The 18,903-nt window shown below is 36.7% G+C and carries 17 protein-coding genes and 1 pseudogene; 15 read left to right on the top strand and 3 right to left on the bottom strand.

What is annotated here, in order from left to right:
* Positions 1 to 509 (bottom strand): annotated as a pseudogene (locus ACOZBY_RS18815) (collagen-like protein); the annotation flags it as partial.
* 171 nt (positions 510 to 680) lie between these two features.
* Positions 681 to 1,766 (bottom strand): glycosyltransferase, encoded by a 1,086-nt coding sequence (locus ACOZBY_RS18810; RefSeq protein ID WP_031417821.1) that lies wholly within the window; start codon positions 1,764 to 1,766, stop codon positions 681 to 683.
* 178 nt (positions 1,767 to 1,944) lie between these two features.
* Between ACOZBY_RS18810 and ACOZBY_RS18805 the strand changes: the two genes are divergently transcribed.
* From ACOZBY_RS18805 to ACOZBY_RS18780, 6 genes are all read left to right on the top strand, one after another.
* Positions 1,945 to 2,913, top strand: coding sequence for a YncE family protein (locus ACOZBY_RS18805; RefSeq protein WP_230586073.1), 969 nt, complete (start codon positions 1,945 to 1,947; stop codon positions 2,911 to 2,913).
* Positions 2,913 to 3,596, top strand: a complete 684-nt coding sequence (locus ACOZBY_RS18800) for a response regulator transcription factor (RefSeq protein ID WP_031417817.1) — start codon at positions 2,913 to 2,915, stop codon at positions 3,594 to 3,596. The genes ACOZBY_RS18805 and ACOZBY_RS18800 overlap by 1 nt, the downstream gene beginning before the upstream one ends.
* The gene (locus ACOZBY_RS18795; RefSeq protein ID WP_012292200.1) at positions 3,593 to 4,981 is read left to right on the top strand and encodes a sensor histidine kinase; all 1,389 of its coding nucleotides are present in this window, start codon (positions 3,593 to 3,595) and stop codon (positions 4,979 to 4,981) included. Before ACOZBY_RS18800 ends, ACOZBY_RS18795 begins: the two co-directional genes overlap by 4 nt.
* Positions 4,982 to 4,984: 3 nt before the next feature.
* Positions 4,985 to 5,512: a FixH family protein gene (locus tag ACOZBY_RS18790; protein WP_012292201.1), complete on the top strand. Its 528-nt coding sequence runs from the start codon at positions 4,985 to 4,987 to the stop codon at positions 5,510 to 5,512.
* A 121-nt stretch (positions 5,513 to 5,633) separates the two neighbouring features.
* The gene (locus ACOZBY_RS18785; RefSeq protein WP_012292202.1) at positions 5,634 to 6,206 is read left to right on the top strand and encodes a TetR/AcrR family transcriptional regulator; all 573 of its coding nucleotides are present in this window, start codon (positions 5,634 to 5,636) and stop codon (positions 6,204 to 6,206) included.
* 129 nt (positions 6,207 to 6,335) lie between these two features.
* Positions 6,336 to 8,525: a YhgE/Pip domain-containing protein gene (locus ACOZBY_RS18780; protein WP_031417816.1), complete on the top strand. Its 2,190-nt coding sequence runs from the start codon at positions 6,336 to 6,338 to the stop codon at positions 8,523 to 8,525.
* A 198-nt stretch (positions 8,526 to 8,723) separates the two neighbouring features.
* On the opposite strand, the gene yhfH is transcribed toward ACOZBY_RS18780, so the two are convergent.
* Entirely contained in the window at positions 8,724 to 8,849 is a 126-nt protein-coding gene (yhfH, locus tag ACOZBY_RS18775; RefSeq protein ID WP_012292204.1) for a protein YhfH, read from the bottom strand.
* Between the two features lie 144 nt (positions 8,850 to 8,993).
* On the opposite strand from yhfH, the gene ACOZBY_RS18770 reads away from it, so the two are divergent.
* The 9 genes from ACOZBY_RS18770 (at position 8,994) to ACOZBY_RS18730 (ending at position 18,897) form a co-directional block, all read left to right on the top strand.
* A complete protein-coding gene (locus ACOZBY_RS18770; protein WP_036164281.1) occupies positions 8,994 to 9,986 on the top strand; it encodes a lipoate--protein ligase in 993 nt (330 codons plus the stop codon).
* A 100-nt stretch (positions 9,987 to 10,086) separates the two neighbouring features.
* The gene (locus ACOZBY_RS18765; protein ID WP_012292206.1) at positions 10,087 to 10,791 is read left to right on the top strand and encodes a response regulator transcription factor; all 705 of its coding nucleotides are present in this window, start codon (positions 10,087 to 10,089) and stop codon (positions 10,789 to 10,791) included.
* Positions 10,791 to 11,774, top strand: a complete 984-nt coding sequence (locus tag ACOZBY_RS18760) for a sensor histidine kinase (protein ID WP_031417815.1) — start codon at positions 10,791 to 10,793, stop codon at positions 11,772 to 11,774. The genes ACOZBY_RS18765 and ACOZBY_RS18760 overlap by 1 nt, the downstream gene beginning before the upstream one ends.
* An 11-nt stretch (positions 11,775 to 11,785) precedes the next feature.
* Complete coding sequence (locus ACOZBY_RS18755) at positions 11,786 to 12,211, top strand: hypothetical protein (RefSeq protein WP_012292209.1); 426 nt, start codon at positions 11,786 to 11,788, stop codon at positions 12,209 to 12,211.
* A 12-nt stretch (positions 12,212 to 12,223) separates the two neighbouring features.
* Complete coding sequence (locus ACOZBY_RS18750; protein ID WP_012292210.1) at positions 12,224 to 13,000, top strand: ABC transporter ATP-binding protein; 777 nt, start codon at positions 12,224 to 12,226, stop codon at positions 12,998 to 13,000.
* Entirely contained in the window at positions 12,972 to 14,906 is a 1,935-nt protein-coding gene (locus ACOZBY_RS18745; protein WP_036160509.1) for an FtsX-like permease family protein, read from the top strand. Before ACOZBY_RS18750 ends, ACOZBY_RS18745 begins: the two co-directional genes overlap by 29 nt.
* A 142-nt stretch (positions 14,907 to 15,048) precedes the next feature.
* A complete protein-coding gene (locus ACOZBY_RS18740) occupies positions 15,049 to 16,596 on the top strand; it encodes a fatty acid--CoA ligase family protein (RefSeq protein ID WP_012292212.1) in 1,548 nt (515 codons plus the stop codon).
* A gap of 255 nt (positions 16,597 to 16,851) precedes the next feature.
* Positions 16,852 to 17,496 (top strand): VTT domain-containing protein, encoded by a 645-nt coding sequence (locus tag ACOZBY_RS18735; protein WP_031417811.1) that lies wholly within the window; start codon positions 16,852 to 16,854, stop codon positions 17,494 to 17,496.
* A gap of 171 nt (positions 17,497 to 17,667) precedes the next feature.
* Positions 17,668 to 18,897, top strand: coding sequence for an EAL and HDOD domain-containing protein (locus ACOZBY_RS18730; RefSeq protein WP_031417810.1), 1,230 nt, complete (start codon positions 17,668 to 17,670; stop codon positions 18,895 to 18,897).
* Positions 18,898 to 18,903 lie beyond the last annotated feature (6 nt).

Below are 18,903 nucleotides of genomic sequence, written 5' to 3'. Positions count from 1 at the left end.
GTAGTTCCAGTAGCCCCGGTAGAGCCAGTAACCCCAGTAGCACCAGTAGCACCAGTAACGCCAGTAACCCCAGTAGCGCCAGTAGCGCCAGTAGCACCAGTAACGCCAGTAACCCCAGTAGCGCCAGTAGCGCCAGTAGCACCAGTAGCACCAGTAGCACCAGTAGCCCCAGTAGCCCCGGTAGTTCCAGTAGCCCCGGTAGAGCCAGTAACCCCAGTAGCACCAGTAGCACCAGTAACGCCAGTAACCCCAGTAGCGCCAGTAGCGCCAGTAGCGCCAGTAGCACCAGTAACGCCAGTAACCCCAGTAGCACCAGTAGCACCAGTAACGCCAGTAGCCCCGGTAGTTCCAGTAGCCCCAGTACTTCCCGTTGCCCCAGTAATGCCCCCAGTAGGTCCGGTAGGTTTTACAGGCCAAACTGGACAACTTGGAATAGGTCCAGTTCTACAACAGCAAGGAAAAGAATTACATTTACTACATACTTGTTTTAAATAATTTCCAAAATGCAAAGTCTCACCTCCCCTCTCAAATATCGTATTCTGAGAATTGATAGAAGAGGTAGACACATAACTATTAAATAATAGTAAATAGAAGTTTGTTACATTGTTTAAGGATTTTTAATGTTCTACTAAATACTAATACGTAATTTTTTGTCCTGTTTAAACTAGCAATTAGAACTTCTAGGAATCCGTCTGATTAGACTTTAAGATTTGCTGAAAATACTTTTTATTGTGTAAAACTTTTGCGTCGTTAGGGATAAAGGAGCCAGCTAATTCATTGTGTGCGTTTGCGAGTTCGTATTCTTGAAGTCGGTCAAATAGAACACAAAGCTGTAAGTGAGGAAGCCAAGTTGAGAAGCTTTTATTTTGAAAAGGAGCGTTAGGATTTTGTTTAATGATAAGTGCTTGTTCGTACCAGAAAATAGCTTGATAATTCTTATATTGCTCCATGAAATAATAACCTAGGCGACAGCATGCTTCAGGGCGGGGGACATCGTATTCAAAGCTTCTTAATATAGAACTAAAATTGTTTTCCGGGTCATTTAAATTTGAATAGCAATCCGCTAATTTAAAGCAAGCACGAATATTATCCTCCACCCAGCCTAGTTTTGAGGTTAAAAATAATTCGTAATAGTAAATGGCTTCTTCAAATTGACCGTGATCTAGTAATTCATTGGCAAAATAAAAGGTATCTCTTGGTGATAATGTTTTACCAGATTCCACTAATGTTTTATAAATCGTTATATTACGTGAATGGTCATGCGTTAGTGGCAAGTGACTTACGGCTATATCGCTATCCAACAGTGTTCCACCCACTTCTAAATATTCGTGGACAGCACCAATCCATTGGAAATTTTTATCTTTCTTTACGAGTCTGTTTCTTCTTATTAAAGCATCTACATTTCCCTCACTATCAAAACTAAGATTGTAATTCATTGAAACGGCATCAATAGTAGCGGAAAGAGAATTCTTTAGCGCCTTAAATTTTTCTTGATCTTCTTCTAAAAATACATCGTCTGCATCTAACCAAAGAATGTAATCCATCGTTGCTTGCTGAAAGGAATAGTTTCTGGCAGCGGCAAAATGATGGATCCATTCGAAATCAAAAATTCTATCAGTAAATTGAGCAACAATTTGTTTTGTACGATCTGTTGATCCTGTATCCACAATATTGATTTCATCTACTAACCCTTTAACAGATTCAAGACATCTTCCAATGACTTCCTCTTCATTTTTCACAATCATACATAAGCTGATGGAAACCACATTTTATTCCTCCTTACGATTATCCTAGTAGTATATGTATAGAAGGAAATATTGGCTGGATGAATACAACTGAAATACTTCGTTTAAATTGTGAAATGTCTTTTTATGGTTTGTCATAAATTTACCTTTCAAGTTTCACCCGGATTTCACAATTGTGAAGTATAGTAAAGGGGCAGAGGTGATAACGTTGAAAAAATGGGCATTCTTCATTTTTTCTTTACTACAAATAATTTGGTTAGCTGGTTGTACTGAAAAATCGTATGAATCGATTGAGCGTGATCGGAATTTTATAGCTTCATTAAATATTCAAGAGCCATCCTTGGACTTTATTGATGAAAATGGTCATGTATTAGCAAAATGGTTATTTGATAAAGCTTACTCAGGAGCAACATTACTGGGGGATGATCAAGTCCTCTTATACGGACACCAATTAAATACCATTGATGTCTATACATTATCAACTGGAGAAAAGCTCTATTCCCAAAAGGTAGAGGTAGGTACAACAAATGTGTATTATGATAACAATATCAAGCAATTTTTTATAACGAATAGTAAAACTAATACAGTGACAAGCTTTGATCATGAAGGAAACATGTTGGCCTCACAACGAATAGGTAATTATCCTATGTCAATGGCATCGTATAAGGATAAGCTGTATGTAATAAATTTTAAAGATACAAAATTATCTGTTCTCAATATGAAAGATTTACAGATTGAACAGGAGTGGCCGATCCAAAAATCCTCACATGGGATAGCCATTATAGACGAGATAGACGAACTCTGGATAGGTGGTCATGGAGAAGGGAGTAAGCCAAATAGTTCGGTTAAAAAATACGATTTGAACAGTGGTCAATTACATGGTGAAATAAACATGCCATTAATGCCAGTAGGGTTAAAAAAGACAAAGGATGCTGTACTTGTTGTCAGTCATGGTCATAATGAGTTATATGTCGCTGACTTTGATGGTCATATAAAATGGCAGCAGGAAGTAGGAGCAAACCCTTTTGTGGTCAATCAATTTAAAGACTATATTGTGGTCGCTGGCTACGACGATCACAAATTGCACTTTATAAAAGATGGCCAGACAGAAAAAACAGTTGATGTGGGGAAAGGTGCTTTTCAGCTGTTAGTAAGGGAGGAAAAATGATGACAACTGTATTAATAGTTGATGATGAGCAAGATATGCGGAACCTAATCGAAATGATGCTTAATAACTCTGATATTGAAACATATACTGCTGCGAGTGGGACTGAGGCATACGATATAATTGTACGTGAGAAAATTGATTTAGTGCTGCTTGATGTAATGATGCCACACGAGGATGGCTTTGTTGTTTGTCAAAGTATACGCGCAATGTCAAATGTCCCGATAATATTCCTTACAGCTCGTGATGCTAATGAGGACAAAGTGAAGGGTCTTACACTTGGTGGAGATGATTATATTGTTAAACCATTTACACATGATGAACTAGCTGCTAGAATCTACGCAGTATTAAGAAGAAGTGGTGCAAATATTGCTGAGCTACAGCAAAAGTATGTTGTATTTGGTCCCATTAAAATAGATGAAATTGCACGTAAAGTATCAGTACATGGAAAAAGTATCCCCCTTACTTTAAAAGAATTTGAACTACTCCATTTATTTATGAAAAATCCAGGAAATGCTTATACACGAGAGCAATTATTAGAACGCATTTGGGATATTGATTATGTAGGTGGGACTCGAACTGTCGACACTCATATAAAAACCTTACGCATAAAGCTTGGAAAGGAAGCGGCTGCACATATTCAAACGGTCTGGGGAGTCGGCTACCGCTTTGATCCTGGCGAATGAAAAAGATAGCCACTCGTATTTGGTTGTTAATTTTCGCATTTCTAATTATTACTGTTGTTTTTATGTATGTCCTCACAAATTTTTTGTACCAACGTTTATATGTACAGGATACGGAAGATACAATGGTTGAGGTTGGCCTAAAGCTACAGACTATGTATAACAATGGAAAGGTAACGGATGAATTTATTGCTGATATTGAACGTTTTAACGATTATTCAAATTTAAATATATTTGCAGTAAGGAATCCACGTGAACTAAGTGCCTGTGTTCCATTTGATATAGATTATGAAACATTAATTGGTCCTGAAGAAAGACAAAAATTACTTTCTGGTAGTTATGTGCAAAAAATCGGCTATGAGCCTCGTTTTGATCGACAGCTAATTTCTGTAGTCTTGCCTCTTGTCGATCAAAATAGATTAGAAGGAATTATCTACATTTATTTCCCTCTAGCCAAAATTAGTGAATTAGCTAATAGCGGGGTGATTCTGTTATTTATTAGTGCCTTTATATTTTTAATGGTTGTAAGCTATTTAATTTATAAAGGGATTCGACATATTATGCGACCATTAAACGATTTGCAACGTGCTGTGGAACAGATGTCCTTCGGGAATTATGAGACACGGGTACCTGTAAATTCACGAGATGAAATTGGTAAATTATCAAGCACTTTTAATAAAATGGCAGAAGCAATCCAGCAGGAGGATGAAGCACAAAAAACATTTTTAGCCACTGTTTCTCATGAGCTACGAACTCCAATTAGCTATGTAAAAGGCTATAGTGAAGCAATGCAAAACGGCATCATAACAGAAAATCAAAAAGAGGAAACGATTCAGCTAATTGTTCGTGAGGCAAATCGTATGGAAAGATTGACGAACGAATTACTTCAACTTGCCAGAACTGAAAATGAACAAACAGAGATTGTAGTATATCCAATTCCTCTGGGAGAGACTTTACGAGAGGTTCAAAAAATCTTAACACATCAAGCTGATAAAAAGAACATAACCTTACATTTAGATGTGGACGATGCCCTCATTATTCAGGCAGATGAGGTAAAGCTTAAACAAATTTTTATAAATATTATTGAAAATGCTATTAATTACTCGTATGAAAATTCGAAGGTTGAAATGGTTGCTATTGAAAAGAATGGCAGTGCCCAAATTACCATCAAAGATTATGGAATCGGAATCCCACAAGAGGATATATCACACGTAACAGAGCGATTCTACCGTGTTAATAAGGCACGGAGCCGAGCAGATGGTGGAAGTGGATTAGGTTTATCCATTGTAGAGCAACTATTAAAACAGCTACAGGGAAGATTAGAAATAAAAAGTATTATTGAAAAAGGCACAATCGTTAAGATTACATTGCCATTAATGGAGGATTAAAAAATGAAAAAATGGTTATTTGCACTAATTGCGGTTCCTGCCTTGTTGGTAGGCTGTGGAGAAAACAAGGAGGAGACTTTACCAGAGCCAGAAGTGCCACAAATACCAGAAGTTGAAATTTTAACACCCAAAGAAGTAGCACTTCATGAAACAATTGAGCTTGCAGCCCATGTTGAGCAGGGTGGTAAAAATGTCGATGACGCAGTAGTAGAGTTTGAAGTGTGGGAATCAGGGAAACGTGATGAAGGTCAAATGGTTGATGGGAAATTAGAGAAAGATGGCGTATATAAAGCGACAACTACATTTGATCATGATGGGGTCTATTATATGTATGCCCATACAACAGCAAATGGTGTTCATAATATGCCGAAGCAACAAATTATTGCGGGAAGCCCTGATATGACACAAGTTTTACCTGAAGATGAAAAGAGCAATAACAGTATGGATAATAATATGATGAACCATGGTAATGGCACATCTGACGATACTGATCAGAACGAAGAAAAAAAAGATGAAAAAAATCATCATTAAAGACTTGCAATTTTTTTAAAATAGGAATATGATAATGACCAGATGACCGAAATGGTTTTCTGGTCATTTTTATGAATGTGTACTTTAGATGTACATAACCTAACAAGAAAGGGTGTTACTAATGGATCGTAGGCAGGAAATTCTTGAAGCAGCTGCAAAATCTTTTACATTGTTTGGCTACAAAGCGACAACAATGGAGCAAGTGGCAAAGATAGCTAATGTTGGTAAAGGTACGATTTATACATTCTTTGCAAATAAAGAGATTTTATTTCAGGAAATCGCTATGTCACTTGTTCGAGAGATGAAGGGTGAAGCAGATGCAGTGTTGGATGCATCAGCAAGCTTTATGGATAATGCACATAATGCTTTAATGAAAATGCTACAGTTCCGTGAAAAACATCTTTTATTTGCGAAGTTGATAGAGGAAGAAAAAGAACTACGTACACCAGCTGTTAAACAGGTGCTCCTACGCATCGAGACAGAAATTTTATCGTATGTTGCAGAATTAATTCAGCGACGTATTAATAAAGGTGAAATTAGAGATTGTGATGCAGAGCTGGTTAGTTACTTACTGTTAAAAGCCTATCTTGCATTTGTTGTCGATTGGCATGAGTTACACGGTGATGCGATCCCTGAAGAGAAGATTCTTAATCTTTTCAAAGAGACAATCTTTCGAGGTTTAATTCTAACTTGATTCGATTTCGTTACTCCATAAAGTGTCGAATCAAGTGTTATTTTGCAAAGGTTGAAGGGTTTATATTTTTTTGAATGAAAATGACCAAATGACGTTTTCGGTCAAATAGTTTAGGAGTGAGGATATTATATGATTAAAGCTGAGTGGCTGAAGATCTTTAAAACAAGAAAAATGCTTGTCTCAATCATTGCTGTATTATTTATTCCAGTAATGTATGCAGGTATGTTTTTATGGGCGTTTTGGGATCCTTATGCAGGACTTCCTAATCTTCCAGTAGCTGTTGTTAATGAAGATACTGGTGCTGAGATGGATGACGTTAAATTAGACTTAGGGGACACCTTAGTTGATAAGTTAATAGATAGTGAGCAGTTTAACTTTATAGAGGTCTCAAAGGAAGAAGCAGAAAAAGGCTTAAATAGCCGTGATTATTATATGATTCTAGAAATCCCAACAAATTTCTCTGAACATGCTACAACATTATTAGATGACAAACCATCAAAATTGGTTATGAACTACATTCCAAACGAAGGACTTAACTTCCTTGGTGCACAAATTGGTGAGACTGCAATGGATCGTGTCCGTGCAGAAGTAAATTCACAAGTTTCAGCAACATACGCAGAAAAATTATTTGATTCTATTGCAACACTTGGAGATGGCTTTACAGAGGCAGCTGATGGCTCTAATAAGCTTGATGAAGGTGCACAAAAGGTTGCAAATGGTGCAAAAGATTTAAAAGGTTATCTTGAACAACTAGCATCAAGTACAGTTGAACTGTCTAATGGTACAGATAAACTTACAAAAGGTGCTGGAGATGCTGCAAAAGGTGCGAATGATTTATCTAGTGGTTTAGTTAAACTTCAAGATGGAACTGTACAATTACAACAAGGTGCACAGCAGGCAGCTAATGGTGCAACTAGCCTTGAACAAGGAATATCACAATATACACAAGGTGTTGCAAAAGTTGGGGCTGGTTTAAACACTTTAAACGATAAACAGCAACAAATTAGTGCAGGGGCAGCATCTATTGCAGAAAATGCAGGTGCATTAAATGGTGCAGCTAACCAATTAACTGCTGGTTCTGCAAAGGTGGAAGCAGGCATTACAGCCTTATCCAACCAGTTACAAACAATGATGACTTCAATGCCAGAGGAACAAGCAGCGGCATTAAAGCAAACATTAGCGGAGCTACAAGCAGGAAGTGCTAGTGTGCATAACGGTTTAACGACATTATCTGCAGGTACAGAAAAATTACAAGCTGGTGCTAATCAAGTAAGCTCAGGTGCAGGTCAAATAGCAGCAGGGCAAGCAGAGGTGCTAGCGGGTGCAAATGCTCTAACAGCAAAAAGTAATGCTTTAGTAGAAGGTGCTAAAGGTCTACAAGCAGGTAATGCAACATTAGCTGCAAAATTAGGTGAGCTAAATGCGGGTGTAACTACAGCTGTAACAGGTTCTAAAACATTGGCATCTGGTTTAAATGAATTAGCAAATGGTACAACGACATTAAATCAAGGTACATCTACGCTTGCTTCAAAATCAGGTGAACTAGCACAAGGTTCAGCAACACTTGCAGATGGTTCTACTGAGCTTGCTGACGGTACATCTACATTATCAGGTAAATTAGGTGAGGCTAGCGAAAAAGCGAATGAAGTAAAAGCTAATCAAGACACTTATGATATGGTAGGTAGTCCAGTTGAAGTTGAAAAAGAGTCAGTCAACCATGTTCCTAACTATGGTACAGGTTTTGCACCATACTTTATCTCTCTAGGTTTATTCGTAGGTGCATTATTAATTTCAATTGTATTCCCACTTGTTGAACCTGCTATCCGTCCAAAAAATGGAGCATCTTGGTTCACAAGTAAAGTGACTGTTTTAGCAGTCGTAGGTTTAGTACAAACGGTACTAACAGTAGTTATTGTTAAATGGGGTCTAGGACTTGAAGTCAATAACATGGGCTACTTTATCGTAACAGCATTATTAACAAGCTATGTATTTTTAGCTTTAATCCAAATGCTTGTTTCTATCTTTGGTGATCCAGGTCGTTTCATGGCCATTGTGGTATTAATTTTACAATTAACAACAAGTGCAGGTACTTTCCCACTTGAATTAATTCCATCACCATTACAAGTATTTAACAAACTATTACCGATGACTTATACGGTTCAAGCATTTAAATCAAGTATTTCTACTGGGGATACATCATTCTTAATGCAAAACTATGGAGTTTTAGCCGGCTTCTTAGTAGCATTCTTAGCTATCACATTCGGTTATTTCATGCTGTTGCATAACAAACGTTACTCAAAAATAGCTGAAGAAAATTAAAGTATTTGAAGCACTCACCATCTAAGGTGGGTGCTTTCTTGTGTAATTACCACAAAAAAACAACAGCTGATATGAGCGTATCAGCTGTTGTTTTGTAAGTGTAAGAGATTTAATTAAAGGTTCATCAAAATATGATGAAGAGTGTCATGATTGCTACGTGTGGGGCACGTAAATGACAATTACAGAATAGGCAAATGCTTACAGGTGGTTACATTTTTCACAAGTGTTGCTGTAGCATTCACTTTGTTCTTCAATTTTTTCACCGCACTCTGTACATTGCTTAGCAGGTAAATTCTTGAAAAATTCAACTACGTTTTCTAACATTGTGGACTCCTCCTTTAAGTTCATCTGTACTATTACTGTTTTGATATTTCCTAGTGTATTATAACAGATGCTTTTCGTCAACACAAAATGCCTAATTTACGTTAAAATAAATATGGATATTTTGTGAAGGAGGAAACGTAAACTATGATTTTCGTTGATAATAAAGGGATCCATGATCCGCGTGTTAACCTTGCTATTGAGGAGTATTTGCTTAAAACGATGGATGTGGAAAAGGAGCCAGTGCTACTTTTTTATATTAACCAGCCATCCATCATTATTGGTAAAAATCAAAATACCATTGAAGAGATTAATACGGATTACGTAGAGGATAATGGCATTATTGTTGTCCGTCGTTTGTCAGGTGGTGGAGCAGTATACCATGATTTAGGAAATCTTAATTTCAGTTTTATTACAAACGATGATGGCGATAGCTTTATGAATTATAAAAAATTCACGCAGCCCGTAGTAGATGCTTTGGCAAAAATGGGGGTCAATGCAGAGCTTTCAGGACGTAATGATATTCTTGCAGAGGGGCGTAAAGTTTCTGGAAATGCTCAATTTTCGACACGAGGCCGTATGTTCAGTCATGGTACGTTGATGTTTAATACGGAAATAGACGCTGTTGTGTCCGCCTTAAAAGTCAAAAAGGATAAAATTGAATCTAAAGGAATTAAATCTATTCGTTCCCGAGTAGCAAACATTTCGGAGTTTTTAAAAGAGAAGATGACAATAGAAGAATTCCGTCTTGAAATTTTAAAATCTATTTTCGGTGGAGAAACAAACATTCGTTATTATGAACTGACGGATGAAGATTGGGTAAACATTCATAAGCTTTCTGCAGAACGTTATCAAACATGGGAATGGAATTATGGTAAATCACCACGCTTTAATATTCAAAAGACGCACCGTTTCCCAACAGGTGGCATTGATATTCGCCTTGAAGTTAATCATGGTGTCATCGAAGAGGCACATATTTTTGGAGATTTCTTTGGTGTAGGTGATATGACTGATATAGAACAACGTTTAGTTGGGACAAACCACGATAGAACAGCTATTGCTAATGCATTAGTGGATATTGATATTCCTACATATTTTGGTGGAATTTCAACTGAGGACTTTTTACAATTAATTTATTAAGAAAAATTCGATTTCGTGTAATGATTTAGCCTAAAGGTTCGCTGACAATTATGTCGTCGAACCTTTTTTTGATACAATATAGTTAGAAAGGAGTGTTGATATGGAAAAGCATCGAATATTCATAGTTGAAGATGATGTAAAGATTGCATCATTACTAGCGGAAACGCTTAGAAAATATCAATACGAAGTTGAAACGATTCAAGAGTTTGATCATCTTATAGAAGAATTCACAGCATTTAATCCACATATGGTGCTGCTCGATATAAATTTACCTTCATATGACGGCTACTATTGGTGCCGTCAATTACGTCAACATACAACGTGTCCGATTATTTTTATTTCTGCCCGCTCAGGTGAAATGGACCAAATTTTTGCACTTGAAAATGGGGGCGATGATTTTATTACAAAGCCCTTTAATTATGAAATTGTCTTGGCTAAAATTCGTAGTCATTTGCGTCGTACATATGGTGAGTATGCTACAAGGCAAGAGGAGCGGACAATTAAGCAAGGGCAGCTAATTCTTCATTTAGAGAGGATGGAGCTGCATAAAAATGAATTAGAAATTCCTCTACAGAAAAAAGAGTGTATTATTTTGGAACTGCTTATGGGGAATGCCCCGAAAGTAGTAACACGTGAGCAACTTTTAGAGGAACTCTGGGATGATCAGGCATTTGTCGATGAAAATACATTGAATGTTAATATGACTCGTGTCCGTAAAAAATTAGCGGATTATCATATTTCATCAACCATTGAAACTGTGCGTGGAGCAGGTTACCGATTCATATTGAGTGCGGGTGAGCTATAGTGGGCTGGAAATTATTTTTACGAGATTACGCATCATTTATTGTCTTTCAGCTCTTATTAGTTGGCTTCATCATGGTCTTATATGGACTAGACGGGTTTAGGAATATCGATACAGCTATATATTCCTTCTGTATTAGTCTTGTGCTGCTATGTTCATTTTTACTAGTTCGCTATTTAATGCGACAACGTTATTTGTTGAAAATATCTCAGCTTCCAACAGCTATGGAGGATGTGCTACAAAAAAACGCCAAAACGCCAGAAGCAATGCAAGCAGAGAAATATATGCATGAGTTGTATCGACTTTATCAACATGAGCTGCATTCATTATACGCAAGTCAAAAGCGTCATGATCAATTTATGAATCAGTGGGTGCATCAGATGAAAACACCCATTTCTGTCATTGAGTTACTTTTACAGGATGACCGTCCTCTTGATAAGAAAAATGTGCAGGAGGAAATTGACCGTTTACGTAGAGGCTTAGACATGGTGCTTGTAAATGCACGTTTAGAAAACTTTGAAGATGATATGCAAGTAGAACAGGTTGCATTAAAGACAATAGTGACTGCAACTGTTAATGAGAATAAACGTTTATTTATTACGAAAAGAGTATTCCCTGAAATTCATATTGAAGATGATCTTATCGTGGCGAGTGATTCAAAATGGCTTCGCTTTATTCTCGGTCAGTTTGTAACCAATGCTGTGAAATACACTTTTGAAGCCAATAAAAAAATAGTCATTTCTGCCATTAAAAAGGACGATTATGTGCAGCTAGCCATTTGCGACGAGGGAATTGGTATTCCAGCTTCCGACCTTTCACGTGTTACGAAGGCGTTTTTCACTGGTGAAAATGGGCGAAAAACAGGGGAATCTACTGGGATGGGCCTTTATTTAGCGAAGGAAATTTGCGAAAAGCTTGGACATGATTTGGCTATTTCATCAGAGGTAGGAAAAGGGACGATTGTTACAGTGACATTTACAAATTAGGGGGAGCTAGGATGACAGAAGTAAGCATTGAAGGCTGGTTATTAAATATAAATAAGGAAAAAACAAAGGCACTGTATATGACCCATTTGCAAGAGGGTGATCAAGTATCTTATCAAAATTTCGTCATGGCAAATGAAGTGCTAAATGAAGAACTACTGCATTTTTCAAATATCCTTGGGTTAAACTTACAACAACCAACATTATTACAGGCGTTTCCTGTCGATGGTCAACAGATTATGTATAGTGGACATTACACTGTATATGGTGAAATTCTAGAGGGAGAAATGGATGCCTGGGATGTCATTATAGGAGAGCATTGTTTTAGTTTGGTAGCGGAAGAGTCCGTTTTAGGATTAACAGAGCCCCATTTTCAAATCGGCTTTGAGGTTGTATTACAGTGGCTTTTACCGCAATCATTAGAATTAATGAAGAAATAAGGTGAATTTAGCATGCCTATATTACAAATTAAAGATGTGACAAAAGTTTATGAAGGCAAGGTCACACATCGTGCATTAAATCAATTGAGCTTTGAGGTGGAAGAAGGCGAATTTTTAGCAGTTATGGGCCCTTCCGGGAGTGGCAAAACAACATTATTGAATATTATTTCTACTATTGATGAACCAACGAGTGGTGAAATAATTTTAGATGGCATGAATCCACATACGCTTAATGCAACGGAGCTAGCCTATTTTAGAAGAAGGCAGCTTGGCTTTGTCTTTCAGGACTTCAATCTCCTGCATATGCTAACAGTTGAGGAGAATATTGTGTTGCCGTTAACATTGGACCAGCAACCATTAGAGGTCATGGAGGAACGTTTGGCTAATATTGTCGAAAAGTTAGATTTGACACCCTTCTTGCACAAGCGCCCAAATGAAATTTCAGGTGGACAAGCACAGAGAACAGCCATTGGTCGAGCACTTATTCATAATCCGAGTCTCATTTTAGCAGATGAACCAACAGGTAATTTAGATTCCAATTCTTCACGGGATGTACTTGAACTTTTAACGAAAGTAAATAAGGATAAACGCACGACGATTGTGATGGTAACACATGATCCAATCGCAGCAAGTTACTGTGATCGAGTGCTCTTTATAAAGGATGGCGAATTTTTCAATGAAATTTATCGAGATGACCGTCGTCAAATGTTTTTTCAACGTATATTAAATGTTTTGAGCTTACTAGGAGGAGGGCAAGTAGGTGACCTTTCGACAATTCGCTTACCGTAATGTCGTACGGAACAGCCGGATATATGGTGCCTTTTTCATGGCGAGCTTTTTTTCTGTGGCTGTATTTTTTATCTATTCCATGCTAATGTTTCATCCCGATATTGAACGTGGGATATTAGGAGAAGTGTCCCTTATTGGCATGGTGGGTGCTGAAATTGTACTCGTACTTTTTACTTTGTTCTTTTTATATTACTCTATGAGTGCTTTTTTAGAGGCTAGATCACATGAATTTGCGATTTTATTGCATCTAGGAATGGAAAAGCGTCAGATGAATAAACTTGTCTTTCTTGAGACAATGATTATTGGAGCGGGCTCCATCATTGTGGGAATTGTTTTTGGTTTTTCATTTTCAAAATTCTTTTTCATGATTGTGCGGGAGATTTTGCATTTGGATGAATTACCATTGTATGTTTCGTGGCAGCCATTTCTACTGACAATAGGTGTTTTCACAAGTGCTTTTGTGGTGATTTCTTTTATTAGTGTATATTTTACACGAGAGAGGAAATTACGTGATCTTATTAAAGGTAGCGATTATTTAAATAGTTTAACAACCTATTCCAAAATTCGGGCTGTTTATGGTATTGCTTTAATTTTAGGGACTTATATTCTAGCGTTTGTTGTGGGGCATACTTCTTTGATTGGGCTAACGCTATTAATACCATTTTCAGCAACATTTGGTACTTATTATTTTTTCAGTGACTCTGTGCCGTGTTTTTTAGACTTAGCACGTGGCAAACGTAAATTTCATTGGCAACGTTATCGTCTGCTCTCACTTGCTGAGCAAACTCATATTATGATGGATAATGTGAAGATGTTTTTTGTCGTTACTATGGTGTCCACCCTCGCATTTTTATCTGTAGGTGTATTAGCAACAATGTCTTCCTACACAACCCAATACGATCGTTTAAATCCATTGGGTCTAGTTTATAAGGGCGACATTGATAATCCTTATGAGCGGGAGCATATTAATTCATTGCGCCTGCAGTTAGAAGAGAAGGGTTTATCCTATCAGCTGTCCCGCTTTGTTGTGATTAAGCAAACATCTTCTTTTACGCAAAATGAAGTAGAGGTTTTTCGTGAGTCTGATATGAATGTCTTGCTATCTTCCTATAGTTATCCACTACTAGATCTTGGCTCTGGTGAAGCGGTATTTATTCCTTATTCAGAGGATTCTCTAAAAAAATTAAAAAATAGAGTTGTGCATACAGTGCTTGAAGAGAATTCAATACCTATTACGATTGATAGTGTCTATCCAAAGATTGTGTTTCCTGGTTCAATTGTAAGCGTTAATTCGATCGTTATTAGCGATGAAGATTTTGCAAAGCTTATTCATCCTATTTCTGAGAAAAACCTTATTCAACCAAGCTATCATTTATTTACATTTGTTATTCCACAATGGATGGAAACAAAAGAAGTCGGTAAGGACATAGATTATTTAGAATCCAATTTATATTTTCTTAAAAAGGATAAATTTAGTCCTTTTTACTTTGAAAATGCTGGTTTAAATTATTCTTATATACTAGCTACCTACTCATTATTTACATTAGTGGGTGTTTTAGTAGCTACCGTTTTCTTACTGGCCGCAGGTAGCTTTATTTATTTTAAATTGCATACGTCATTAGAAAGAGAAAAGCGTAAATTCGATGTGTTAAAGCGCATGGGTTTAACGGATATAGAGTTAAAGAAGCTTGTTAACCGTCATTTATTTCCTCAGTTTTTCTTACCGTGGGGCGTTGCTATGATGCACAGTGCCTTTGCTTTTCTAATGGTTCAGGGCATACTAAAAGATATCGCGAATATTTCTATTGTAAAAGAAGTATTCTTTGCTTTTGGCTTTTTTGTATTAATACAAGTAGTGTATTTTTATTTAATTCGTTGGCGGTACATTTCTCATATTCGTTCGTGATGTAATGGTTTAAAAGAGAAAAAAATGAATTAATTAACGTAATTTATGACATGAAATAAAAAGACTCATTGTTTTTTAGATATATTTCTTATATAATATTACTGAATAACGATTCATTTTATACGATAAGGGGATGGTGTAATTGAATTTAGTTTCACGTGTTCGCCAACAGGCAACAGAACAGCCGGATAAAGTTGCGTATCATTTTATGGGGAAAGATACGACATACGGAGAGTTCGAGCAAACAGTTGGTCGTTTTGCAAAGGGGTTACAAGATTTAGGTATTGAAAAAGGGGATCATGTGGCGTTTTTACTCGGCAATACACCACATTATTTAATTGCATTGTATGCAACCATGCGTATAGGGGCAACGGCAATCCCTGTTAACCCAATCTATACACCAGATGAAATTTCCTATATTTTGCATAATGGTGATGTAAAAGCGGTCATTGCGCTAGATCTTTTACTGCCATTGGTAGAAAAAGGTGTACAAGCATTTCCACAAGTAAAAGCATTTGTAGTATGTGAAACAACGGCAGATATAGCGGAAAAAGTGGCAGCTTTATCACTAAAAGCGCAAGAAAAAACACATTTATTTACACAAATCGTCAAGAATACTTCTCAATCTTTACAGCCTGTTGAAGTGGCAGATGATGACAATGCTATTATTTTATATACTTCGGGCACTACCGGCACTCCAAAAGGGGCTATGCTCACGCATGAGAATGTGTATTCAAATGCTCGAGATGTTGCCCATTATTTAGACATTCAAGAAAAAGACCGTGTCATTGCCACATTGCCTGTATTTCATGTCTTTGCTTTAACAGTTGTCGTAAACGCACCATTATTAAGTGGAGCAACAGTGCTACTAGCACCTAAATTTAGTCCTACAGAAATTTTTGCTTTAGCACGAGAGCAAAAAGCAACAGTCTTTGCTGGGGTACCAACTATGTATAATTTCTTATACCAATTACCTGAAGGCAACCCGGAAGATTTCTCGACAATTCGTTTGGCTATTTCAGGAGGAGCTTCTTTACCTGTTGCACTATTACATAATTTCGAGCAGAAATTTAATGTGCGTGTATCAGAAGGATACGGCTTATCAGAGGCTTCACCTGTTACATGCTTTAATCCTCTGGATCGTGACCGTAAAGCTGGGTCTATCGGGACATCGATTAGCAATGTGGAAAATAGAGTGGTCGATGTGAACGGTCAGGAAGTACCTGTTGGCGAGGTTGGGGAGTTAATCGTACGCGGACCTAACGTGATGAAGGGGTATTATAAAATGCCAGAGGAAACAGCTATGGCGATACGTGATGGTTGGCTCTATACAGGAGATTTAGCGAAAGTGGATGACGAAGGCTATTTTTACATTGTCGATCGTAAAAAGGATATGATCATTGTAGGAGGGTTTAATGTCTATCCTAGAGAGGTCGAGGAAGTATTGTTTGCCCATAATAATATTGTAGAGGCAGCAGTAGTAGGATTCCCTGATCCTAATTTAGGAGAGGCAGTTCATGCATATGTTGTTTTAAAAGAGGTTGCCGCCACTACGACAGAAGATCTTCTATCATATTGTGGTAAGCATATGGTGAAATATAAGGTACCAAAGGTAATTGAAATTATGGATGAATTACCTAAAAATACGACTGGAAAAATACTTCGCCGCTCCTTAAAAGAAAAAGTTTAAAACGAAAAAAGCTACTATTAAAAAATGGTAGCTCTTTTTTTGTGTACATTATTCGTATAATAGTAAAATGAGTTGAGAGTAGTTATCTGTAAGTGATAAAATCAAACTTGTGAAATCTTCTACATACTTTTCAATAGCTTGTCATATAGTGAGGAAGTAATGTAAAAAGATGTACAAAACTGGAACCCTTTGATGTAAGGCTACGTCAAAGCTTTTAGGTAAAAATACTATTGAAAGAGAGCATACAAAAACATGATAGAACTCATTAAAGAGTTAATAAGCTTTATTGTGCATATAGATGTGCATTTAGAAGAAATCATTCGTGATTTTGGCAATTGGAGTTATCTTATTTTATTTGCCATTGTTTTTGTAGAAACAGGCGTCGTTATTTTCCCATTCTTACCGGGCGATTCATTGCTTTTCGCTAGTGGTACATTGGCTGCTGCAATGGGAGCCTTTGATATGTGGATATTAATACCAGTATTTTTAGCAGCGGCCATTTTAGGTGATACAATGAATTACCATATTGGTCATAAAGTTGGGACGTCGATTCCTCCAAAGAGTCTTCTCGGAAGAGTTGTTAAAAAAGAACGTATGGAAGCAGCTGAAAAATTCTTCAATACACATGGTGGAAAAACAATTGTTATAGCTCGTTTTATGCCATTTATTCGTACATTTATCCCATTCGTAGCGGGAGCAAGTAAAATGAATTATAGCTACTTCTTACTTTATAATATTTTAGGTGCTATTTTATGGGTATTCAGCTGTACATTACTAGGTTATTTCTTCGGTAATATCCCTATTATTAAAGATAACTTCTCAGTTGTGCTTATATTGATTATTTTTATCTCTGTCGTTCCTGCGGTAATAGGTGCGATAAAAGCCAAGGTTGGCAAATAGTTTGGACAGTCCTAACGTGATACAACATCACTGGGACTGTCTTTTTTTAGGTAGAAAAAAGATATAGAAAATCTTCAATGGTGATGATAAATTATATTGAAGTATAAGCATCAGGTCGTAAAAAATGTTATACTATTAATAACTAGAATGTGGAGAAATGGGGGCAACGAAATGGAAGTATTTATTGGCAGGCAACCTATTTTTAATCTTCACGAACAGGTCGTTGCGTATGAATTGTTATATCGTGGAAAAAACGTTAATGCCTTTCCAATGGTTGATTCAGATGCAGCAACTATTGATGTACTGGTGAACTCATTTCTTTCAATTGGTTTTGAAGAAGTAACGAAAGGTAAGCCGGGTTTTGTTAACTTTACTGATAACTTATTAATGAGCTCCATTCATGAATTTTTAAATCCTTCACAAGTTGTCATTGAAATTTTAGAGGATGTTCCACTGACATCTCAATTAGTGAAACGTGTGGTGGAGCTAAAAAATTATGGATTTCAAATTGCATTAGATGATTTTATTATGGATGAACAGGTTGACATCTATGATGAATTATTTGAACAAGTTGATTTTATAAAGGTTGATTTTCTAGCAACATCAATGGTCAAAAGAATGGAAATTGAAAATAAAGTTAAGGGAAATTACCCACATATTCAATTGCTTGCAGAAAAAGTAGAGACTCGTCATCAATTTGAAGTGGCTAAATCTTCTGGGTACGTATTATTTCAAGGCTATTTCTTTGAACAGCCTCAAATCATAAAAGCAACAGATATCCCTGCTAATACGATACAATATATTCATATTATCTCGTTGTTAAAAGAAGAAGAACCAAATATTCAATTATTAGCAGAAAATATCGAACGAGATATTTCTTTGACGTATAAATTATTACAAATGATTAATAATTCTTCTAAGCGTTCAAAATCTAAAGTACGCTCTATAAAACAAGCGATTGTGTTATTAGGAATATCCAATTTACGTAAATGGATTTATCTATTAGCGATGCGAGAAATTGATATTGATGCGGACTCAGACCTTTTTAAAGAAGTAATGTGTATGTCCTTGTTTCGAGCAAAAGTTTGTGAGAAGTTAGCCAAGCTATCCTATAAAAAGAATTTTTCGGAATATTTTCTAGTAGGTATGTTCTCACTTATTGATACATTACTGCAAAGACCCATGAGTGTCATATTGCATCAGCTACCATTTTCAGAGGATATTACCAATACAATCTTAGGGCATGAAACAGATATGACGCCATTTCTAGAATTCAGTATCGCTCTAGGAAAATTAGATTGGGCACGATTAGAGGAACTAAGTGCTCAATTAAATATCCAGCTCAACGATATGGATCATCTATATTATGAGGCAATGGAATGGGCAGAAAAATCATTTTAAATAAAT

Source organism: Lysinibacillus sp. NPDC056220, from assembly GCF_049315265.1.
Taxonomy (GTDB): domain Bacteria; phylum Bacillota; class Bacilli; order Bacillales_A; family Planococcaceae; genus Lysinibacillus; species Lysinibacillus pinottii.
Note: the sequence above shows the minus strand (reverse complement) of the source record. Positions and strands in the feature narration are given on the sequence as shown.

What these genes read in the sequence shown, in the direction of transcription:
- ACOZBY_RS18800 (WP_031417817.1), top strand. Translation starts at nt 2,913, where the DNA reads ATGACAACTGTATTAATAGTTGATGATGAGCAAGATATGCGGAACCTA.
- ACOZBY_RS18795 (WP_012292200.1), top strand. Translation starts at nt 3,593, where the DNA reads ATGAAAAAGATAGCCACTCGTATTTGGTTGTTAATTTTCGCATTTCTA.
- ACOZBY_RS18790 (WP_012292201.1), top strand. Translation starts at nt 4,985, where the DNA reads ATGAAAAAATGGTTATTTGCACTAATTGCGGTTCCTGCCTTGTTGGTA.
- ACOZBY_RS18785 (WP_012292202.1), top strand. Translation starts at nt 5,634, where the DNA reads ATGGATCGTAGGCAGGAAATTCTTGAAGCAGCTGCAAAATCTTTTACA.
- ACOZBY_RS18780 (WP_031417816.1), top strand. Translation starts at nt 6,336, where the DNA reads ATGATTAAAGCTGAGTGGCTGAAGATCTTTAAAACAAGAAAAATGCTT.
- yhfH (WP_012292204.1), bottom strand. Translation starts at nt 8,849, where the DNA reads ATGTTAGAAAACGTAGTTGAATTTTTCAAGAATTTACCTGCTAAGCAA.
- ACOZBY_RS18770 (WP_036164281.1), top strand. Translation starts at nt 8,994, where the DNA reads ATGATTTTCGTTGATAATAAAGGGATCCATGATCCGCGTGTTAACCTT.
- ACOZBY_RS18765 (WP_012292206.1), top strand. Translation starts at nt 10,087, where the DNA reads ATGGAAAAGCATCGAATATTCATAGTTGAAGATGATGTAAAGATTGCA.
- ACOZBY_RS18755 (WP_012292209.1), top strand. Translation starts at nt 11,786, where the DNA reads ATGACAGAAGTAAGCATTGAAGGCTGGTTATTAAATATAAATAAGGAA.
- ACOZBY_RS18750 (WP_012292210.1), top strand. Translation starts at nt 12,224, where the DNA reads ATGCCTATATTACAAATTAAAGATGTGACAAAAGTTTATGAAGGCAAG.
- ACOZBY_RS18730 (WP_031417810.1), top strand. Translation starts at nt 17,668, where the DNA reads ATGGAAGTATTTATTGGCAGGCAACCTATTTTTAATCTTCACGAACAG.